The following is a 19,940-nucleotide window of genomic DNA, read 5'->3' on the forward strand; positions in this document are numbered from 1 at the left end:
AGAATTTTCTCTGCCGCTGCGTCAGTGGAGCAGCGACTAGTCAGACTGCCGGGTAGCACCGCAGGCATGTCTGGGTTATTCTCAAATATGCTAGCGATGGGGGTTGTGGATCGTCGGCCCGCGCAAGTCGGCTATGTCATCGGCGCAGGCGTTATCGCGGTCGTCGTAGCCTGGCTCGCGATCGGCGGCATCATTCACGGCTGGATGCTCATTGCCTTAGTTGTGGTCTGCTTGGGGCCGCTAGGTCTCGCTGCTTTCATCGTGGCCAACTCAATCGCACTCTTCGTGACGGGGGTTCCCGATTGGACGGTTCTTGGTCTTGCCGCTGTCGTTTCAATCGGCGTCGCATTCGTCAATGTCATCAGCACTCGTCAGTGGAGAGCGAGACCGCTAAGGGAACCTGACGCCCTCAGCACTAGACACCTCCCGCCTGGCTGGGACCAACTTTATGGTGGCATCCTCTTCGTCTTGGCGGGTGGCGCGTTCATCGTGCTCTCCGTCGTTGCCGGCTATGCGGCAGGTACCGCAGGCTTTGGCGTCCTCGCGTCGAGTCTTGAGAATCGCGCTGACGAAGTGAAGTTTGTCGCTTCGGTCACGTGGTGGCCAGGACTGCTTATCGCGGTAGTGGGTCTCTTGTGGTGGAGAGTGCGTGTAGGACAACGGCGGCGAATCTTCTCGTGGGGCGCCCTCGACTTGGCGGCCATGCTGGGGCTCATCGCCGCGGTCGTGCACGTCACACGCTGAAATCGCACAACCTGCCAGCCGTAGCGAAGAAAACCTAGTGCGCCGAGTCGACGAGCTTGAGCCCGACGATGCAGCCGACGAGCCCCATGAGCAGCAGAATCTTGACCCACGAGATGGGTTCACCGCCGAACACCATGGCGTACGTCACGGTGAGCGCAGCACCGATGCCGACCCAGATGGCGTAGGCGGTGCCGATGGGGATTTCGCGCATCGCGTAGCCGAGGCCAGCCATGCTGGCGAGAATCGCGACACCAAAGATCACGGTCGGCCAGAGCTTCGTGAAGCCCTCCGATTTGCCGAGGGCGGTAGCCCACACGGCTTCGAGCACGCCAGAAAGAATCAAAACAAGCCAGTACACGATGGTCTCCTTGGCCAGTCTTTGCGCAAACCCGGTACTGATCCGTCGTCGGGAGCCGTGTGTGCGGCTACCTGTTTACCGTATCAAAGCGGGCCCACATTGGCAGGGATGCCGGCAGTTGCTCAGCGTCTGAGGGGCGACCCTAGTTGCCCAGCGTGCGGCGAGCAGCCGCCAGCACAGCCTCTAACGTGATCCCGCGACGGGCCATAACCTGCGCCCCTGAACCGGATTCGCCGAAATCTTCAACGCTAACCACTTCACCGTCAAGTCCCACCCAGCGGTACCACCCATCACCGCGTCCGGCCTCAACGGCAACACGGGCAGCAACGGAAGCAGGGAGAACAGACTCGCGGTACGCAGCATCGCTCGCGGCAAACCACTCAACGCTGGGCATCGAAATAACCCGCACCCCAACGCCATCCGCAGCCAATGCTTCTGCCGCCTCAAGGGCAAGCGAAACCTCACTGCCGGTAGCGATGAGCGCGAGATCGAGACCGTCGCCGTGCTGCCACGCAACATAAGCGCCGTGGGCGACCTTGGCATCCAAGTCGTCGCGTTCGTGCAGAACCGGAACATCCTGGCGCGAGAATACGAGAGCCGTGGGGCCGAGAGGCTGCGCAATGAGGCGCTTCCACACGGACACCACTTCGGCGGCATCCGCTGGGCGCACCACATCAAGCCCGGGCACAGTGCGCAGCGAGGCAACTTGCTCAACAGGCTGATGTGTCGGCCCATCCTCACCAACGGCAACACTGTCGTGGGTGAACACATAAACCGTCGGCAACTGCATCAATGCAGCGAGACGGATGCTCGGCCGCATGTAATCGCTGAACACGAGGTACGTCGACGCAAACGGTCGCCATGGCCCCTGTATTGCGATGCCGTTGAGTATCGCTGCCATGGCGTGCTCACGAATCCCGAAGCGGATGAATTCGCCGCCAGGGTTACTCGCGGTCACGGCGGAGCCGGGCACATCGACCCCGGTAGATCCCGCCAAGTCCGCCGATCCGCCCCAGAGCGATGACACGTTCTGCAGTGCCTTGAGGGCGACGCTGTTGAGTTTACGGGTGGCCGATGGTGTACCTGTGGCGGGAAGCTCAATCTCGTTCAGCGCTGTGAGGGCGGCGGCAGCATCCGGAGCCCGAAAGGCGCGCCACGCGCTCGCAGCCTCAGGTTCGGCAGCTTTCCAGGTGCCAAGTGCCGCGTTCCATTCATCTTCGAGCGCTTGGCCGCGGGTGAGGGCTCCGCGAGCAAAGCACAGCCCGTCATCCGTGACGAGGTCCTCGAGCGGGGCATCCGGAGTAAAGCCCAAGGAGGTCTTGATCGCCGTGACTTCGTCGTCACCGAAACCGCCGGAGTGGGCGGCGGGCTTGCCAGAGAACTCGGTTGAGGGTGCGCCGATCACGCTGCGCAGGGCCACAAACGTTGGTCGACCATCCCGGGATTGTGCCTCGGTGAGCACCCTCTCGATTTCGTCGAGGTTGCTCGCGTCGGCAATCTCGAGCACTCGCCAGCCATAGGCCGCATACCGTGCGCGCACGTCTTCGCTGAAAGCCGCTTCGCCCGTGGAATCGATCGTGACGTTGTTGTCATCCCAAATCACGACGAGGTTGTCGAGCCCGAGGGTGCCGGCCAGACTCGACGCCTCACCACTCACACCCTCTTGCATGCAGCCGTCTCCGGCGATGGCCCAAATGGTGGTGTTGAGCAGGTCATTGTCTGGCGAGAACAGGGCGCGCTCGCGGCGGGAAGCCAACGCCATCCCCACGGCCGAGGCGACTCCTTGGCCGAGCGGGCCGGTGCTCATTTCGATTCCGGGGGTGTGGCCGAGTTCCGGATGTCCGGGGGTGCGGCTATCGAGGGTGCGGCTTTTGGCCAATTCGTCGAGCTCCAGTCCGTAGCCCGTCAGGAACAGCTGCACATACAGCAGCAGGCTGGCGTGTCCGGCGGAGAGAACGAGTCGGTCACGGCCGAGCCACTCGGGGTTGCTGGGGTTGTGGCGCAAGATTCGCTGGTAGAGCACGTGGGCCAATGGTGCGAGCGCCATCGCTGTTCCGCCGTGGCCGTGGCCCTTGGCCTGCACGACGTGGGCGGGGATGGCGATGGCGGCGCGCACGGCGTCTGCCTCAGCGGAGGTGAGGTTTTCGAGAGTGGGGAGGCCGGTTTCTGACATACCTGACACTTTGGTCTACAAGTGTACTAAAGTCAACGTGTGCAGAAAGATCTGCACAGTCACGAAGTAGACTTTCCCCGAGGGTTGGTCACAATGCGGAGGACAAAGCTATGGCGCACGTGATCTCAACGGGTTCTGGTGTCGTGCTTGACCTCATCCGTTCTGGAGAGGCGACAACTCGCTCCGACCTCATCGTGCAGCTTGGCTGGTCGCGAATTACGCTCGCCCGTCGGCTCGATGAACTGCTTAACGCTCGCATTATCGTCAGCGCTGGCCAATCCGATTCTCGTGGTGGTCGCCCGCCAGAAGAGTTCGTCGTCAATAAAGACGCCGGCTTACTTTTGGCAATGGACATCGGCGGATCACACTCGCGACTCGCGATCACCGACCTCGTATCCACCATCCTCCTTGAGGATGAAGCGGATATCGGCCTCGATCACGGACCAGATGACATCTTCGACTGGAGTTGCCAGGTCTTTGACCACATGCTCGGGCTGCTCGGCAAATCGCGCATCGACGTGCGCGGCATCGGTGTTGGCGTGCCCGGCCCCGTCGACCCGGTGAGCGGCCGCATCGCTTCGCCGCAGCTCAATGCCCAGTGGGCGGATGTCGTCGTCAAGGACTATTTTCCCGACGACTACCGAGCGGTGTTCGCTGTCGATCGCGACGTGAACATTCTCGCGGTGGGGGAGCATCGGTTGGGGTGGCCTGAATACAGCGACGCGATCGTGCTGAAGGTCGGTATGGGTATCGGTTGTGGCCTGGTGTTCGACGGCCGTGTTTATCACGGTGGCCGTGGTGGAGCGGGAGATTTGGCTCACTCACCCGCCGGCGGCGAAGAGGAGTGCTTGTGCGGTCGAGTCGGATGCCTCGATACGGTGGCCAGCGGTCGTGCGATCAAACGCGAGCTGAGCGCGCTCGGCACTTCGGTGCGCACGAGTGCTGACATTGTCGCGCTCGCGGCCAGCGGCCATCAGGCGGTCTCCCAAATATTGGAGCATGCCGGTAGCCAGATCGGTGAGGCTTTGCTTGATCCGGTAGCTCTGTTGAATCCATCGGCGGTCGTTATCGGCGGCAACATTGCGCATGCCGGTGCGATCTTCCTTGATCCGATTCGCGAGCGTCTCCTTCGCGACGCTACAGCGTTTTCCCGGCGGGATCTCGTGGTTATTCCGGCGCGGCTTGGTCACAAGGCAGGAATTGTCGGGGCGTCGCTTATTGCGCAAGATGCCCTGTTCGAGGCTGACCGCATCAGTCGTTTGACGCGCGAAGCTGGTGCCTCGCTTGAGAAGTATGGCGAGAAATAGCCACTTAGGGCTATTCGTAGACATAAGTCCCGTTGGGGGACTAGGCTCGCAATCGCCCACCGCTGTCATTTAGCGACGGGGCGAATGGCCGGCGAGAGAGCAGGATGCAGTGAGCGAAACTTTGGCAGACGAACTGAGCGATGACGCGATCGTCTTGCGCGCAGAAGCCAGCGACTGGCGGGCCGCCGTTCGCCTCGCCGGTGATGCCCTCACGGCAACGGGATCAACCACCGACGAATACACGGCCGAAATGATTCGCGCTGTTGAAGAACTTGGTCCCTACATTGTGATCGCGCCGTCCATCGCGCTAGCGCACTCCCGACCCTCTCCTGCCGTGCTGAAGACCGGAATTAGCTGGGTCAGCCTTGCTAACCCGATCGAATTCGGTCACTCCGCCAACGACCCCGTACGGCTCGTTGTCGGACTCGCGGCTGTCGACCATGACTCTCACCTCGCCACCATGTCGAATCTTGCCGGTGTACTCAGCGGCGACATCGACCGCCTCCTCGAGGCGACAACCCCTGAACAACTCCGGGCACTCATCCGAGAGACCACGCAGTAGCCCACTGCGATAGCGAAAGGCACACACATGAAGATCGTTGCGGTCTGTGGAATGGGAATCGGTACATCCGTTCTCCTGAAAATGAATGCAGAAAAGGTTCTTCGCACACTCGGAGTTGACGCCGATGTTGAGGCTGCCGATATCGGTGTTGCCCGCGGTATGGCTCGCGACGCTCAAATTGTGCTCACTTCGGAAGAACTCGCCCCGGAGATTGGTGACGTTCCGGCGAATGTCATCATCATCGACAACTTCTTCGACCTCGAAGAAATTACCGCAAAGCTCAAGGCAGCGCTGCCCGAATAACGCTTCACCTTTCACTAACTAACAACCTCAAGGGAGAACACAATGGAGTGGCTAGTTGTAGTCCTGAATTTTATCGGACAACAGATCCTCAACGTTCCGGCGTACCTCGTCGGAATTATCACCGCGGTCGGTCTCATCGCTCTTAAGCGGCCAGCCGGAGCCGTAATTGGCGGTGGCCTCAAGGCTGCACTCGGATTCCTGATCTTGGGTGCTGGAGCCGGAGTCGTGGTTGGCTCGCTCAACCCACTCGGCGACCTCATCCTCCGGGTCACGGGAGCTCAGGGCGTCATCCCCACCAACGAGGTCATCACGGCCCTCGCCTCGGTTGAGTACGGGGCTACTAGCGCCTACGTTCTCACCCTTGGCTTCATCGTGATGCTCGCCCTTGCCCGGTTCACGCCGCTCAAGTACGTGTTCCTCACCGGTCACCACATGGTGTTCATGGCGCTGCTGCTCAGCGTTGTGCTTTCCGTTGGTTTCGGTCCAGACCTCAACTGGCTCGTCATTCTGATCGGCGCACTGCTGCTCGGCGTAATCATGGTCGTGATGCCGGCATTCGCTCACCCGTGGACGAAGAAGATCACGGGCGACGACACGATCGCTATCGGCCACTTCGGAACCCTCGGCTACATCGCTGCCGGTGCTGCAGGTCAGGCAACCGGTCAGAAGAGTCACTCCACAGAGAAGATCAACTTCCCGCAGGGCCTCAAGTTCCTGCGTGACTCGATGGTCGCCACCGCAATCTCGATGGTGCTCATCTACATGGTCTTCGCCGTCTGGGGCCTCATCGCCCTGCCGCAACAAGAAGCGTTTGACGTCTTCGGATCCGCGGATGCCGGTGCCTACATCATGGCCGCATTTGCTCAGGCCCTGCAGTTCGGTGTTGGTGTCGCAATCATCCTCTATGGTGTGCGCACGATCCTCGGCGAGCTTGTTCCTGCGTTCCAGGGAATCGCCGAAAAGGTTGTTCCTGGGGCCAAGCCGGCCCTCGACATTCCGCTGGTGTTCCCCTTCGCTGCTAACGCTGTGCTGATCGGATTCCTCGCATCGTTCCTCGGTGGACTCATCTCGCTTGCACTGCTGGCAACGTGGCTTGGCCCGGTCTTCGGACTGGCGCTCATCCTGCCCGGCATGGTTCCGCACTTCTTCACGGGTGGTGGTGCCGGTGTCTACGGCAACGCAACTGGTGGACGAATTGGTGCTGTCGTTGGTGGTTTCGTCAACGGTGTTCTCATCACGATTCTGCCGGCGATCCTGCTGCTCGTGCTCGGCGAGCTCGGATTCGCCAACAGCACCTTCGGCGATGCCGACTTCGGTTGGTTCGGAACTCTCATCGGCGTCAGCCTGCTGAGCGGTGTGCCGGCAGTGGGAGTGGTGCTGACCATTGCGATCGCGGTCGTGCTCGTAGTTGTGGCATCCATCTTCCAGATCCGTGTCGTCAATACGGGTTGGGTGCCGGGAGCCAAGCGTGATGCGTGGCTCGCTATCGAGGCTGAGAAAGCTGAAGAGGAGAAGGCAGCGGAGAAAGCGGCAGCAAAGGCTGCTGCTGAACCCACTGTAGAAACACAGGCTTAACCGCAGAGTCGAGCTTTCGGGTAGCTCGACTGGGCGCCATTCCTTCGGGGGTGGCGCCCTTTTCTGTTGGTCGCCTACTCTCTGTCAATCGCTTGCTGCCCGTCAGCCGTGGTCGTGCAGTGCTCGAACCGACCCTGGTGCGTGGATGCCCGACCGCAGATCAGGGGCATCAATAACTGTCGCTGGGGCCGCGCCAAATCGCACGTGGCCGGCCCATGCATCACCGGCGATATCGTCGTCGGTGTCTTCTGGCCACTCGTCGGAGGTGCGCAATGACCATTCCGCGATGGGCAGCGCGAGCACGAGGGTCGCCGCGAGTTCTTTTTTGTTGTTTGGGCGAACTTCACTAAGGCGACCGGGAATCAGCTTGTCGGTTAGCGCGTTGAGTGCGGCAGATTTTTCATCTCCGTTAAGTACCTGAAAGGATCCGAACAGCACGGCGCTGCTATAGATCAGCGATGACTCAAATGCCGATCGGGCTACAACGATCCCGCCGAGCGAGGTGACGGACACTGCCGCTGGGGATCCGGCGACGAGGCGCATCCACCGCGAGCCGGTCGATCCGTGCACGATGAGCGAATCACCAAGCCGAGCAACCGCAGTCGGTATGACCCCTGGCGTGCCATCGTCATTTACATACGCGACCGTGCCGACGATCGTGGAATCGAGCAGCGCGTTCAACGCTTCGCGATCCTGTGACATCAGTTCGGGCATCCGAGTGGCATTCGTTCTGCTCATTCGGTCAGTGTGGCACGGGGCCGCGCTGAACCTCCACAGCGAACCGGAGTGGTCCAGTGTGTGCCGTTAGTGGCTAGCGGTGCGCCCTAGATAAAGTCGGGGCTGGGCGTCGAGGCGAAGCGCACCGAGACATCCGGATGACGGTCGTAGCGGTACCCGATGCCACGAACCGTACGAACAACATCTTCGTACGCACCGAGCTTGGAGCGCAGGCGACGGATGTGCACGTCGATCGTGCGCTCGTTTGGCGCTTCGTCGTCTTCGGCAGACCAGAGAGTCGAGATCAGCTGAGCGCGAGCGATGGTCTGTGATTCGCGCAGAATCAGGAACTGCAGGAGTTCGAATTCTTTGTACGTGAGCGCTGCTGGTTCGTCGTCGATGAGCACGCGCTTGCGTGAAAGATCAACGATGACGCCGCTGGCTTCTTTTTCCTCTGGCTCTTCCACCTGGCGGTGCTTAGCGAGAGCTGAGGGGTCCTGAAGGGCGAGGCGAACAACGTCAACGTCGCGTCCGCCAGCACCCACCGGGGCGAGAGCAACAGCGGCGTGAGTTTCAGAGCCGGGTACGAGTTGCTGCGTGAGGAGCTTGAGCTGCTCAACAATTGCGCTGAGATCGGTGCCTGCGGCGGCGGCTTTCAGCTCGTCGATTCCGACGTAGAGCACGAAGCCGCGAGCTTCGGTGCCCTGAGGAACAGCGCGAAGGCGAGGTGCCTCCGTTGCGGGAGCAGCAGGCGCCGGGGCTACCGCCGTGCGAGGGTTGCGGGCTGGTTGCACGGCAAGCGACAGTTCGCGAGCCGCCGTGTGAGTTGGCGCAGGGGCGGGGGCCGCCGGAGCGAAAGAGGTGCGAGGGGTACGTTCGATGGTTGCGAGTGACATGGGTCCAGAAATCCTTGGATAAGGGGTGAAGGGCCTCTGATGATGAGGGTGTGATCCTTCGGAAAAAAATAGTGTGTCGAGCTAGATAGTCGCCGTTATGAGGACGAAAATCTGGGGACATTCATTCTGGTGAGAATGTCCGGCGCAGGTTGGCCGACTAGGCACACATTCGACAACACGAAGCCGCACTTACAGGCGCAGTGCCCGCCACCGCAGCGCTCTTCAGCATCGCGCTAGCGGCCCTGGAAGCCACGAGGGCGGTCAGGTCGCGAGTTTGTACAGTCATGGTTGCAATGATGTTTCATGCAGCGCGCCTCTGTCAAGTTGGGCGCGGAAAATTTGGGGCTAGACGAGACCGTAGAGTCGGTCGCCAGCGTCGCCGAGTCCTGGCACGATGTAGCCGTTCTCGTTGAGGCGTTCGTCGAGGGCACCGAGGACGATCGTGACATCGCGGCCCTCCATCGCTTTTTCGACGGCGGCGAGACCTTCGGGCGCTCCGAGGATGCAGACGGCCGTGACATCCGTTGCCCCACGGTCGAGCAGGTACTGGATGGCAGCGATGAGCGAACCTCCGGTGGCCAGCATGGGGTCGAGTACAAAGCACTGGCGGTTCGACAGGTCGTCGGGTAGTCGCTCGGCGTAGGTGTCTGGTTGCAGGGTTTCTTCGTTGCGCACCATGCCCAAGAATCCGACTTCGGCGGTGGGAACGAGCTTCACCATGCCTTCGAGCATTCCGAGCCCGGCGCGCAAGATGGGCACAACAAGCGGCTTGGGTGAGCTGATCGCGACACCCGTGGTCTTGGTGACGGGGGTTTCAATTTCGACCGCTTCGACCCGCACGGAGCGAGTGGCCTCGTAGGCCAGCAGGGTCACAAGTTCTTCCGTCAGCGCCCGAAAAGTGGGGGCCGCGGTGTTCTTGTCGCGCAGCACGGTGAGCTTGTGCGTGATGAGCGGGTGGTCGGCAACGTGAACTCGCATAGGCTAAATCTACTTGAGGTCAGGACCTATAGGAGAACCGATCGTGACAAAGTTCGATCAGTGGATGACGCGGGCTATCGCCGAGGCGAAGCTCACGGCCGATTCTGCTGACGTTCCTGTCGCTGCTCTCGTCTTCGATGAGCACGACAATCTCGTCTCCGTTGGGCGCAATGAGCGGGAGCTTACGGGCGACCCCACGGCGCACGCCGAGGTTGTGGCGATCCGGGCTGCTGCCGCGGCCACCGGTTCGTGGCGGCTCGACTCGATGACTCTCGTGGTCACTCTTGAGCCGTGCACGATGTGTGCTGGCGCGATTCTGCAGGCCCGCATCCCGCGCGTGGTATTTGGGGCGTGGGACGAAAAAGCCGGCGCATCGGGCAGCGTTAATGATTTGCTGCGTGACCGCCGGCTTCCGCACAAGGTTGAAGTTGTTGCTGGCATCCGCGCGGCAGCGTGTGCTGCCCTGCTCACGGACTTTTTTGAGGCCCGCCGCTAGTCAACCGGCCCCAACGTTAGGGCTCTAGTGCCAGAGCACCGCAACGAAAACGTTGATGAGAGCGCCTAGTCCGGCGATGTGCATGAACGGGATGACGGCCTTCTTTTCGGCGGTTCCGGCGGAAAGGGCTTTCGCCTGGCGTGTCTGCGCGATGATGACGGCCACCAGCACGACGACGGCGAAGACGGTCTTCACGGCGATTTTGGTGTAGCTGAGGTCGCCATCGCCGCTTGCTTCGGCGAGGCCAACCATTGCAAGTCCAGTGACGAGCTGCGTGATGGCACCGATGAGCATGGTTCCGAACTGGAACCCTTGCTTGCGGCCTAGCTGAATAAAGAAGGCGCCGATAATCAGCGAGAGTCCGAGGAAGTGGAGGACGAGAATTATGGCGAAAAGAGACATGGTTTCCGATACTTTCTTTAGTCGTTGCCCTTGATGACGATCGCATCAGTGGGTGGTGCAAATTCGGTGGGGCGACGGTAGACGTCTGGCTCGATGTAGATCACGCGCGCCATGGGTTCTGCTGCACGGATTTCTCGTTCGACGCTGTCGATGCTTGCTGCGACATCCGAGACTCGGGAGAGTGCTCCGAAGTCGATCTTGGCGGCGACCAATAGTTCTTCTGGGCCCAGGTAGAGCGTCTTCATGTGGATGAGCGAGCGAACATCGGGGTGCGCGTTGATGGTGTCGCGAATGAGGTTGCGCTGCGCGACCGTTGCGCCTTCTCCCACGAGAAGGCTCTTGGTTTCGATGCCGAGAATGATCGCGACGATGATCAAGAGGATTCCGATGGCGATCGTGCCGACGGCATCCCACAGCGAGTCGTCGGTGATGATCGTGAGTCCAACACCGAAGAGTGCAAAGGTGAGTCCGAGAAGGGCTGCAACGTCTTCGAGAAGTACAACGGGCAACTCTGGCGCCTTAGCGTGACGCACGAATGCGATCCAACTCTGCTTGCCGCGCACCAGATTTGATTCCCGTACGGCGGTGCGCAGCGAGAACGACTCAAGAACGATGGCGATCAGGAGCACGGTGATCGGCAGCCACGCCTGCTCAAGCGGATGCGGATTCTGCAGCTTGCTGACGCCCTCGTACAGCGAGAACACGCCACCGACCGAGAACAGGATGATCGACACCACAAAGGCGTAGACGTAGCGCTCGCGGCCATAGCCGAATGGATGCTCGGCATCCGCGTGCTTCTTTGCCTGCTTGCCGCCCAACAGCAGTAGCACCTGATTGCCGGAGTCTGCGAGGGAGTGCACGCTCTCGGCAAGCATCGAGCTTGAACCCGAAACGAGGAATGCAACGAATTTTGTTACCGCAATTCCGGCATTTGCCAACAGTGCCGCGATGATTGCCTTGTTTCCGCCTGACGCGCTCATGTGATCAATCCTAGGATGTTCAAGTGACTACTTCTCTTCCTAGCATTGCAATTGTCGGCGCCGGATCAATGGGGGGTGCCATCCTGCAGGGTCTTATTGACCCTTCGGTGACCGTAACCGGGGGCATCCGCGTCACTAATCGCAGTGAAGCAAAGGCCGCGGCGGTGCGCTCCGCTGGCGTTGAATCATTCGCTTTGGAAAACACGCCTGACGGCAATGCTCAGGCGGTGAAGGGCGCGAAGGTCGTCATGCTCGGCGTTAAGCCACACATGATTCCCGATACGTTGACGGATCTTGCTCCGTTCTTGGAACCAGACGCGATTGTTGTCAGCGTTGCTGCCGGTGTGACAACCGCCCGGATGGAAGCCATTGTCGACAACGTTGTGTTGCGTGCCATGCCCAACACTCCCGCCATCGTCGGTAAAGCGGTTACTGGCCTCAGTGCCGGATCGCGGGCAACCGAAGACGACATTGCTATTGCGCGTGCCGTCTTCGAGACGGTTGGTGCTGTTGTCGAAACGCCTGAGTCGCAGATTGATGCGCTCAGCACGGTATCGGGATCGGGCCCAGCCTACGTTTTCTTGATTCTTGAAGAGTTCACCCGCACCGCCATCGATCTCGGGTTCACCCCGGAGCAGGCGTTGACGTTGGTTGCGGGAACGTTTGAGGGTTCGTTAGCACTGCTTGCGGCATCCGACAGCTCTCCCGAACAGCTGCGCAAGCAAGTGACAAGCCCCAAGGGGACCACTGAGCGTGCCGTTGAGCAGTTGCAGGCCGCAGACCTCAAGTCGATCTTTGACCGCGCCACAGCCGCAGCACTGGCTCGGGCGAAGGAACTCGCTGCCGGCTAACCAGCAGCCCGCTAGCCAGCGTTCTGGAAACCCAGCGTTCTGGCAACCGGACGTTCTGTGGCACGACGCCGCTATCGCGACTCTGCGGCCGCTTCTAAAAGCGGCCGTGGAGCGCGCGTGATCGACGCGACAGCGAGTCGATAATCACGGCGAGTAGCAGCACAGCTCCCGTGACCATGTAGCGCACTGATGAGTCGAGGCTCAGCAGCGTGAGGCCGCTGGAGATCGACTGAATCACGACGATTCCGAGCAGAGCAGACCACGCGCTGCCGCGACCGCCGAACAGGCTAGCTCCGCCGATCACGGCTGCAGCAATTGCGGTGAGGTTGGTGTCGCCGCCGCCGCTGCTCTGGTTCGCGGCGGCCAAGCGTGATGCGGCGAGAACTCCGCCGAGGGTGGCAAGCGTTGCGCTAACCATGAACACCGAAATGTAGACCCGATCAACCCGGATGCCGGCACGCCTGGCTGCTTCAACGTTGCCGCCGACCGCATAAATGGAGCGACCCCAGCGCGTGCGCTTGAGCGCAAAGTCGACGGCAATGACGAGCACGATGAACAGCAGGAACATGAGCCCGATGCCGCGGTCAAGGTTGAGGTACCAGGCTCCAAACAGGAGCGCGACGATCATGAGGCCACCCCGCAGCAGGATGGTGGTGCGTGGCTCTGGCAGCAGTCCGGCTCGTTGGCGTCGGTTGGCGAGCGAGAGATGCGAGCCAACGTAAACGATGGTTGCGAGGGCGGCGAGCAGGTACGAGAGCCACGCGGGGAGAAACATCAGTTGGGCGAATTGCACGATCCAGGAGTCGAAGGGAATGTTGATCGATCCGAGGCGGCCGAGCACCCACAGTTGTAGCCCGAGTACTCCGAGCAGGCCCGCCAGAGTGATGACAAAGCTTGGCACGCCGAATCGGGTCAGCAGGAAGCCGTAGAACCAGCCAAACAGTGCGCCAGCGGCGAGAGCGCCGAGGATAGCGAGGGGCAGGGGCCAGCTCATTTGGGTGAAAGTCACTGCCAGTATCGCGGCCGCAAGTCCGGAGAGGGAGCCGACGGAGAGGTCTATCTGGGCGAGAAGCAGCACGAGCACGACGCCAAGAGCGATGGTGCCGAGCGCGGCAGACTGCATTGCGAGGTTGACGAGGTTGGCGCTCGACAAGAATGTCGGATTCAGAATCTGAAAGACAGTCCAAATGATGGCAAGCCCGACGACCACCGGAATCGCTCCAAGGTCGCCCCCGCTGACGCGGGAACGGAACGCCGCCCACGTCTCGGCAATGCCAACAGCGGGCGCGAGTTCGACCGCTGGAGTGCTGTTGCTTGGTGGCGGGGGCTTGGTGTCGCTCACGAGCTGAGTCCTTCCTTGGCGCGAGTAAAGATCGCGCCTTGCAGGCCTGCGCGTCGTGTCACCGCGTTGTCGGTTGCGCCGGTGATCGCGGCAATGATGTCTTCGTAGGTCACGTCGGCGACAGGAAAATCACCGTTGTTTCGACCAAGCCGCAACACGACCACGCGGTCGGCGACGGCTTGCACATCGGCCATGTTGTGGCTGACGAGCACGATGCCGTGCCCGCGCTCCCGCAAATGTTCGATGAGGTTCAATACTTCGGCCGTCTGGGCAACACCAAGTGCCGCTGTCGGCTCGTCGAGCACAACGATGGACGGATTGCCGATCAGTGATCGCGCAATTGCGACCGTCTGGCGTTGACCGCCCGAGAGCCCGGCGACGGGGGTTCGCACCGACGGAATCTTCGCCGAAAGTTGCCGCAGCAACTCCCACGTGCGCTGTTCCATCTCGACCTCATCGAGGGCGCGCGTTCCCAGCTCACGCCCCAGGAAGAGGTTCGCAACGACATCGAGATTGTCACACAGTGCCAGATCTTGAAACACCGTAGCGATGCCAAGGTCACGGGAATCCGTGGGGTTGGCAAGGGAAACCTCATCACCGTAATGCGTGATGGTGCCCGAATTCGCCGGGTGCACGCCAGCCAGAATTTTCACCAGAGTCGACTTGCCCGCGCCATTGTCACCAACAATGGCGACAACTTCGCCGGGATAGATATCGAGAGAGACATCGGTCAACGCTCTAATCGCGCCAAACGACTTGTTGATGCCGCGCAGCGAAAGGATGGGCTCGTCGTCAGAACTAGTCGGTGTGACTGTGGTCATGAAGTGCTCTCTTCCGTGCTCAAATCTTTCGTCCTCGTAGCAGCGCCGCTCAGTTCAGCTCTGATGTCGTGTGCCATTACTGAATCCCCGCTGCCGCACACGCCTGGGCGTACTCGGGAGTGCAAATCTGCTCAACCGTGTAAAAACCATCAGCAACGACGGTCTCCATGATGTTGTCGATCGTGACGATGACGGGCGTTAACAGGGTCGTGGGAATTCCGTTGGTTTCTTCACTCAGCCCCACAAGGGTCTTGCCATTGAGTAAGGCAACCGCGTGAGTAGCGGCGATCTCCGCTTCACGCTTGAGATCTTTGTACACCGTCATGTACTGGTCGCCGCTCACTATCCGCTGGATCGCAGTCAACTCAGCATCCTGCCCGGTGACAGGCGGCAGCGGGCTGACCCCGCCAGCCTTGAGCGCAGCAATGGCACCACCAGCGGTCGCGTCATTTGCGGCGTAGACGCCAACGAGGCTGTCACCGAACTGCGTGACCTGGCTCGACATCCACTCTTGAGCCTTGTCTGGGCTCCAATCGGGAGTGTCGAATTCGGCAATGACGGTGAACGCACTCCCGTCGATCACGCTGTGCGCGCCCTTTTTGAAGAGCCTCGAATTATTGTCCGTTGGCGACCCGTTGATCATCACGATGTTGCCAGAGGAGAGCCCCTGATCAGCGAGCTTCTCGACGAGAGCTTTTCCCTGAAGCGAACCGACTTTCTCGTTGTCGAATGACACCCAAAACGCGAGTTCTGGACTGCCGATCAGGCGGTCATAGGAAATCACCGGAACCTTGCGGGATTGCGCTGAAGCGACAATCGTCACGGCCGCAGATGAATCAACGGGGTCGAGCACGAGAACGCTGATTCCTTGGGCGAACGCAGATTCGGCCTGCTGTTGCTGTTTCGCGGGATCTTGATCGGCGTTGGCATAAACCACTTCACACTTCGGGCACAGTTCAGCGATCTTCGCCTCAAAGAATGGTCGGTCGTAGGCTTCGTAGCGAGCCGTCTTTGACTCCGGAAGCAACAACGCGATGCGGTACTCAGCACCAGCGCCATTCAGGTCAACTAGCGTGCATCCGCTCAGCAACACGGCGACAAACATCAGCGAGGCGATGGCTTTGGCCAACCTCGGAAACCGCGCGGCCGTCATGGTGCAGCAGCCGGTACTGGCGGAACAGCCGAAGAGGTCACCGAATCTGCCCCGATGGTGAGCTGATCAATGGCGAAGGCGATCGAGCCAAGAAGCTCGGTTCGCGCCCCAAGCTGACTTTGCACGAGGTCGGCGGCCCGCTCTGGGCCAACGATGACAGCTCGTTCCATTGCGTGCCGCATCGGACCGAGCAAGAGCTCTCCCGCCTGCGAGAGCTCCCCGCCAACGGCGATACGATCCGGATCAAAAACATTGCAAATGTTTGCCGCGGCGACACCCAAGTGACGTCCGGCATCAGCAATGGCACGGATGCACTCAGCATCTCCGCCAATCGCTTTCACGACAACATCATGCAGCTTGAGCCCGCGACGCCCGGACCGCACCAACTCGATGATGGCTTGACCGCCAACCAGCGTTTCGAGGCAGCCACGGTTGCCGCACCGACACAGGGCTCCATTTTCGTTGAGCACCATGTGCCCAAATTCGCCAGCGGTGCCATTGTGGCCGCGGAATACGGCGCCGTTAAGAATGAGTCCAGCGCCAATTCCCTCATCGACACTGACGTACAAAGAATTGGGTTTGCCGCGCAACGCACCAGAACGGTACTCCGCTAGCGCACCCAAATTGGCGTTGTTATCGACATAAACGGGGCTATTGAGACGGATGCCCAACGACTCAGCGACCGGAACACCATCCCACCCGCGCATGATGCCTGTTCTCGTGATGATGCCGCTCGAGCTGTCCATGGGCGCGGGCATCGCCAGCCCAACAGCCAGAATCTCATCATGAGTGGCGTCAACCGACTCAAGCATGTCGGTAATCAATTGGGCGGCACGATTGAGTTCATTGTCAGCACGGTGGTCTTTAGCCAAGGGCATGTGCTGCTCGGCAACTACGGTGTGAGCCACATCAGACAGCGCAACCCGCATGTGCCGTTCAGAGAAGTGCACGCCAGCAACGAGGCCAAGGGCGCGAGCGAGGGTGACCTGATGGGCGCGCCGACCGCTGCGTGTGCTCGGGTTCGTCGCCACAACCCCGGCAGCCGCAAGCTCCTTGACGATATTGGAGACTGTTGCGGGAGAAAGACCGGTGACGCCGGCAAGTTCGATCTGGGTGAGCCCACCGTGATGCTTCACCGCGTCGACTATGCGAGCGCGGTTAGCTTCGCGGAGCGAAGATTGCGACCCCGGGGTCGCCCGTATTTTGCTCACTGAATCAAGATACAGGTAGGCGGGGCAAGAGAATCAGTCCACGAACGGGGCTAACTCGCCAGCGTCGCAAACTTTTCGATGTTCTCTGAGTTGCCACTGACGATCACAAGATCGTGATTCGAGATCACCGTATCTGGTGTTGCGTACGTGAATTCTTTGCCTGGCGACTTCACGCCGACGACTGTGATTCCGTACTTGCGGCGCACTTGAGACTCGCTGAGAGGCACACCGCGGATGGGCTTCGGCGGATACATTTTCACGATCGCGAAGTCATCATCGAATTCAATGAAGTCGAGCATCCGGCCCGAAACCAAGTGAGCAACGCGCTCGCCGGCTTCAGCCTCCGGATAGATCACGTGGTTTGCCCCAATGCGATTGAGAATCTTGCCGTGGGAGCGACTGATGGCCTTCGCCCAGATCTGCGGAATCTTGAGGTCGACCAGGTTCGCGGTGATCAACACGCTCGCCTCGATCGATGAACCGACAGCAACCACAGCGATCGAAAAGTCTTCTGCGCCAATCTGACGAAGCGCATCAATGCTGCGGGCATCCGTCTGCACAGCATGGGTCACTCGTTCTGACCACTTTTGCACGAGGCCGAGATCTTCGTCGATCGCGAGAACTTCGCGGTCGAGGCGCTGCAACTGACCGGCGGTAGCGGCACCGAACCGACCGAGACCGATCACTAGCACCGGCGCGTTGTGCGGAATCTTGTCAACCAACGATGGGCCTCTCTTCTGCTCTCGTGAACAATTGACGGCGCTGACTGGCCGCAAGGGCTGCCGCCAGAGTAACCGTTCCCACTCGTCCTGCCCACATTGTGGCCGCGAGAATGTACTTTCCAGAATCCGGCAGAGTCTCGGTGAGCCCTGTCGATAACCCACAGGTAGCAAACGCGGAGATCACATCAAAGAGCACCCGATCGAGTGGCTCTTTCGTTATCTGCAAGATTGCAATGGTGGAGATCGCGACGATAGTTGCGCCCCACAGGGTCACGCTGACGGCCAAGCGCAACACGTCAGTCGGGATGCGGCGTTCAAACGCGTGCATGTCGTTGTCACCGCGTGCTTCAGCGAGAGCGGCCAAGAACAGCACGGCAAGAGTGGTGACTTTGATGCCTCCAGCGGTGGATGCCGACCCGCCACCGACAAACATGAGCATGTCAAAGACGAGTAGCGACGAGCCATTGAGCTCATTGATATCAATCGTGGAGAAGCCACCCGAGCGGGTCATCGTTGACAGGAACGTTGCCGTCAGCGGCCTCGACATGATGCTTTGGCCACCGAGGGTGTTCGTGTTATTCCACTCGAGCACGATCACCGCTATTGCCCCGACAATGATGAGCAAGATCGTGGTGGTGATGGTGAGGCGGGCGTGAACCGAGAGACGTGCACCGGCTTTGATCTTGCGCACCACGGCGAAGATGACAGGAAAACCGAGGCTGCCCAGGAACACGCCGGTGCCAATAGCGCCGAGCATCCACGGGTCTTGAGCAAAAGCTTCCATGCCGCTGACGGCGGGCACAAAGCCTGTGTTCGTGAAAGCGGATGCCGCAAAATAGAAACCCTGCCAAATGGCGGGCCACACATCGAGGCCCTCAACCAGCAACCGCGGAATGATCACGAGCGCGAGTACAAACTCGATGGCGAGGGCGCTGATGGCGACGGTCGCGAGAAGGCCGCCAATTTCGCCTAAACGAATTGCTTGCGACTCCGAAACGGGGCCAACGTGAATTCGCGAGGGATTCGAGTCACTGGCAGCGATGAGACGTTGACGCAAACCAAGGCGACGAGACACGACGAGACCAAGCATGCTGGCGAGGGTGAGCACACCGATTCCGCCGACCTGCAATCCAATCAGGATGGCGGTGTTTCCGAATGCTGACCAATGCGTGGCCATATCGAGCGTCGTCAGGCCGGTTACGCAGATCGCCGAAACGGCGGTAAACAGGGCATCAACAAGCGGAGTGGCTTGGCCATCGCGTGCCGAAATCGGCAAGACGAGCAGGGTTGTCAGAACGACGACGAGCGCAGAAAAGATAGCGATCGCGAATCGGGCCGGCGTAGCGGCGGCGAAACGATCAATCAGGTCACGTACTCGACCGGCAATGCTGCGATCACGAGTATGTGCACGCATGGGTGCCCGCGGACTCATAAGTTTTCTCTCCCCACGCACAGGAGGCCATGGTACTACCCAGCAAGCCCGACTACCCTTATGCAATGGCCGACATCTTTGACGTAGTAGCCGATTCAACTCGGCGTAGCCTTTTGACGGTACTGCTTGAGCAGTACATCGCTTCTGATTCTCCCAGTGGCGAGCTCAGCGTTAGCGAGATTGTTGAGAAGCTCAATCTGAGCCAACCGACGGTCTCCAAGCACCTTAAGGTGCTGCGCGATCACGGGTTGGTGTCGGTGCGCGAAGATGGCCAACACCGCTATTACCGTCTTGATTCAACTCCCCTCGAGGAGGTCGAAGACTGGTTGATCCCATTCTTGAGCGCTGACTTCCACGACGACTTCGACGATCTTGACGCTGAAGCCTTGGCGTCGGCCGGGGCATTCGCTGCCTGGTCGGGGGCGGATGTTGGAGACAACCTTGGTCGACAGGTTGCCGAACGCACGCATCGCGCTCGTTCAGCGCTGCACGATGTCTCTGAAGCGGCGAAGCACCTCCCGCAGACGGTGCGTACTCGCATATTTGGCAAAGATTAGAGCGCAGGCGCGCCGCCGTTAGCGAATTAGGGCTGGACACCGAGTCACACCAGCCCCTATTGTTACCGATTAGCACTTCAGTAACATTCCGAGTGCAATGGCGGTCGTTCACACTGGCGCTGCTGGGAAAACTAGAGGGGCTGGTCCGATGACACAGGATCTTTCTGACATGCGCTTTCTCACTGTCGCCGAAGTGGCAGACATGATGCGAGTGTCAAATATGACTGTGTATCGCATGGTTCACTCTGGCGAGCTGCCTGCAGTTCGATTCGGACGCTCATTTCGCATCCCCGAATCGGCCGTCGCGACCGCAGTATCACCCTCAATTTCCGAGGTCGGCTAACAGCCAGCATTCAGGCT

22 protein-coding genes and 1 riboswitch are annotated in these 19,940 nt (G+C 60.3%); of the genes, 9 read left to right on the forward strand and 13 right to left on the reverse strand.

Translation table 11 applies throughout. The annotated features are described in order from the left end of the window. The first annotated feature begins 96 nt into the window (after window positions 1–96). Window positions 97–744: a hypothetical protein gene (locus AC1ENN_RS01915; protein WP_449648482.1), complete on the forward strand. Its 648-nt coding sequence runs from the start codon at window positions 97–99 to the stop codon at window positions 742–744. A gap of 34 nt (window positions 745–778) precedes the next feature. Here the strand turns inward: AC1ENN_RS01915 and AC1ENN_RS01920 are convergent, their stop codons facing one another. Beyond that, on the reverse strand, window positions 779–1,102 hold the full coding sequence (locus tag AC1ENN_RS01920) for a DMT family transporter (protein WP_449648481.1): 324 nt from the start codon (window positions 1,100–1,102) through the stop codon (window positions 779–781). A 9-nt stretch (window positions 1,103–1,111) separates the two neighbouring features. Then, a riboswitch (guanidine-III (ykkC-III) riboswitch) is annotated at window positions 1,112–1,175 on the reverse strand. 69 nt (window positions 1,176–1,244) lie between these two features. Next, window positions 1,245–3,275 (reverse strand): transketolase family protein, encoded by a 2,031-nt coding sequence (locus tag AC1ENN_RS01925; protein WP_480406557.1) that lies wholly within the window; start codon window positions 3,273–3,275, stop codon window positions 1,245–1,247. A 110-nt stretch (window positions 3,276–3,385) separates the two neighbouring features. Between AC1ENN_RS01925 and AC1ENN_RS01930 the strand changes: the two genes are divergently transcribed. The 4 genes from AC1ENN_RS01930 (at window position 3,386) to AC1ENN_RS01945 (ending at window position 7,022) form a co-directional block, all read left to right on the forward strand. Next, entirely contained in the window at window positions 3,386–4,582 is a 1,197-nt protein-coding gene (locus AC1ENN_RS01930; RefSeq protein WP_480391632.1) for an ROK family protein, read from the forward strand. 109 nt (window positions 4,583–4,691) lie between these two features. Further along, window positions 4,692–5,144 (forward strand): PTS sugar transporter subunit IIA, encoded by a 453-nt coding sequence (locus AC1ENN_RS01935; protein WP_480406558.1) that lies wholly within the window; start codon window positions 4,692–4,694, stop codon window positions 5,142–5,144. Window positions 5,145–5,171: 27 nt separating this feature from the next. Then, complete coding sequence (locus AC1ENN_RS01940; protein ID WP_449648477.1) at window positions 5,172–5,447, forward strand: PTS sugar transporter subunit IIB; 276 nt, start codon at window positions 5,172–5,174, stop codon at window positions 5,445–5,447. A 42-nt stretch (window positions 5,448–5,489) separates the two neighbouring features. Beyond that, the gene (locus AC1ENN_RS01945) at window positions 5,490–7,022 is read left to right on the forward strand and encodes a PTS ascorbate transporter subunit IIC (protein ID WP_449648476.1); all 1,533 of its coding nucleotides are present in this window, start codon (window positions 5,490–5,492) and stop codon (window positions 7,020–7,022) included. Between the two features lie 102 nt (window positions 7,023–7,124). Here the strand turns inward: AC1ENN_RS01945 and AC1ENN_RS01950 are convergent, their stop codons facing one another. The 3 genes from AC1ENN_RS01950 to upp form a co-directional block, all read right to left on the reverse strand. Continuing rightward, window positions 7,125–7,760, reverse strand: a complete 636-nt coding sequence (locus AC1ENN_RS01950) for a pyridoxamine 5'-phosphate oxidase family protein (protein WP_480391635.1) — start codon at window positions 7,758–7,760, stop codon at window positions 7,125–7,127. A gap of 86 nt (window positions 7,761–7,846) precedes the next feature. Further along, a complete protein-coding gene (locus tag AC1ENN_RS01955) occupies window positions 7,847–8,635 on the reverse strand; it encodes a winged helix-turn-helix domain-containing protein (RefSeq protein WP_449648474.1) in 789 nt (262 codons plus the stop codon). A gap of 345 nt (window positions 8,636–8,980) precedes the next feature. After that, window positions 8,981–9,613, reverse strand: coding sequence for a uracil phosphoribosyltransferase (upp, locus tag AC1ENN_RS01960; protein ID WP_010205346.1), 633 nt, complete (start codon window positions 9,611–9,613; stop codon window positions 8,981–8,983). A gap of 64 nt (window positions 9,614–9,677) precedes the next feature. Between upp and AC1ENN_RS01965 the strand changes: the two genes are divergently transcribed. Next, complete coding sequence (locus tag AC1ENN_RS01965; protein WP_480406922.1) at window positions 9,678–10,109, forward strand: nucleoside deaminase; 432 nt, start codon at window positions 9,678–9,680, stop codon at window positions 10,107–10,109. Between the two features lie 24 nt (window positions 10,110–10,133). Here the strand turns inward: AC1ENN_RS01965 and AC1ENN_RS01970 are convergent, their stop codons facing one another. Together AC1ENN_RS01970 and AC1ENN_RS01975 are read right to left on the reverse strand one after the other, a co-directional pair. Next, the gene (locus AC1ENN_RS01970) at window positions 10,134–10,511 is read right to left on the reverse strand and encodes a hypothetical protein (RefSeq protein WP_449648472.1); all 378 of its coding nucleotides are present in this window, start codon (window positions 10,509–10,511) and stop codon (window positions 10,134–10,136) included. A gap of 17 nt (window positions 10,512–10,528) precedes the next feature. Continuing rightward, window positions 10,529–11,491 (reverse strand): cation diffusion facilitator family transporter, encoded by a 963-nt coding sequence (locus AC1ENN_RS01975; protein ID WP_480406559.1) that lies wholly within the window; start codon window positions 11,489–11,491, stop codon window positions 10,529–10,531. Window positions 11,492–11,514: 23 nt separating this feature from the next. On the opposite strand from AC1ENN_RS01975, the gene proC reads away from it, so the two are divergent. After that, window positions 11,515–12,342, forward strand: a complete 828-nt coding sequence (proC, locus tag AC1ENN_RS01980; protein ID WP_480406560.1) for a pyrroline-5-carboxylate reductase — start codon at window positions 11,515–11,517, stop codon at window positions 12,340–12,342. A gap of 94 nt (window positions 12,343–12,436) precedes the next feature. On the opposite strand, the gene AC1ENN_RS01985 is transcribed toward proC, so the two are convergent. From AC1ENN_RS01985 to AC1ENN_RS02010, 6 genes are all read right to left on the reverse strand, one after another. After that, window positions 12,437–13,684 (reverse strand): sugar ABC transporter permease, encoded by a 1,248-nt coding sequence (locus AC1ENN_RS01985; protein WP_480406561.1) that lies wholly within the window; start codon window positions 13,682–13,684, stop codon window positions 12,437–12,439. Further along, entirely contained in the window at window positions 13,681–14,505 is an 825-nt protein-coding gene (locus AC1ENN_RS01990; protein ID WP_449648468.1) for an ATP-binding cassette domain-containing protein, read from the reverse strand. Before AC1ENN_RS01990 ends, AC1ENN_RS01985 begins: the two co-directional genes overlap by 4 nt. A gap of 76 nt (window positions 14,506–14,581) precedes the next feature. Beyond that, on the reverse strand, window positions 14,582–15,658 hold the full coding sequence (locus AC1ENN_RS01995) for an ABC transporter substrate-binding protein (RefSeq protein WP_480391637.1): 1,077 nt from the start codon (window positions 15,656–15,658) through the stop codon (window positions 14,582–14,584). After that, a complete protein-coding gene (locus tag AC1ENN_RS02000; protein ID WP_449648466.1) occupies window positions 15,655–16,869 on the reverse strand; it encodes an ROK family transcriptional regulator in 1,215 nt (404 codons plus the stop codon). Before AC1ENN_RS02000 ends, AC1ENN_RS01995 begins: the two co-directional genes overlap by 4 nt. A gap of 50 nt (window positions 16,870–16,919) precedes the next feature. Further along, on the reverse strand, window positions 16,920–17,591 hold the full coding sequence (locus tag AC1ENN_RS02005; protein WP_449648465.1) for a potassium channel family protein: 672 nt from the start codon (window positions 17,589–17,591) through the stop codon (window positions 16,920–16,922). Then, on the reverse strand, window positions 17,584–19,005 hold the full coding sequence (locus tag AC1ENN_RS02010) for a TrkH family potassium uptake protein (protein WP_480391638.1): 1,422 nt from the start codon (window positions 19,003–19,005) through the stop codon (window positions 17,584–17,586). Before AC1ENN_RS02010 ends, AC1ENN_RS02005 begins: the two co-directional genes overlap by 8 nt. A gap of 83 nt (window positions 19,006–19,088) precedes the next feature. Between AC1ENN_RS02010 and AC1ENN_RS02015 the strand changes: the two genes are divergently transcribed. Further along, window positions 19,089–19,580 carry an ArsR/SmtB family transcription factor gene (locus AC1ENN_RS02015; RefSeq protein WP_480406562.1) on the forward strand — a complete coding sequence of 164 codons (492 nt, stop codon included), beginning with the start codon at window positions 19,089–19,091 and terminating at the stop codon, window positions 19,578–19,580. Window positions 19,581–19,728: 148 nt separating this feature from the next. Continuing rightward, window positions 19,729–19,923 (forward strand): helix-turn-helix domain-containing protein, encoded by a 195-nt coding sequence (locus AC1ENN_RS02020; protein WP_449648462.1) that lies wholly within the window; start codon window positions 19,729–19,731, stop codon window positions 19,921–19,923. The last annotated feature ends 17 nt before the right edge of the window (window positions 19,924–19,940 follow it).

Source organism: Rhodoglobus sp. G.S.23, assembly GCF_056675935.1.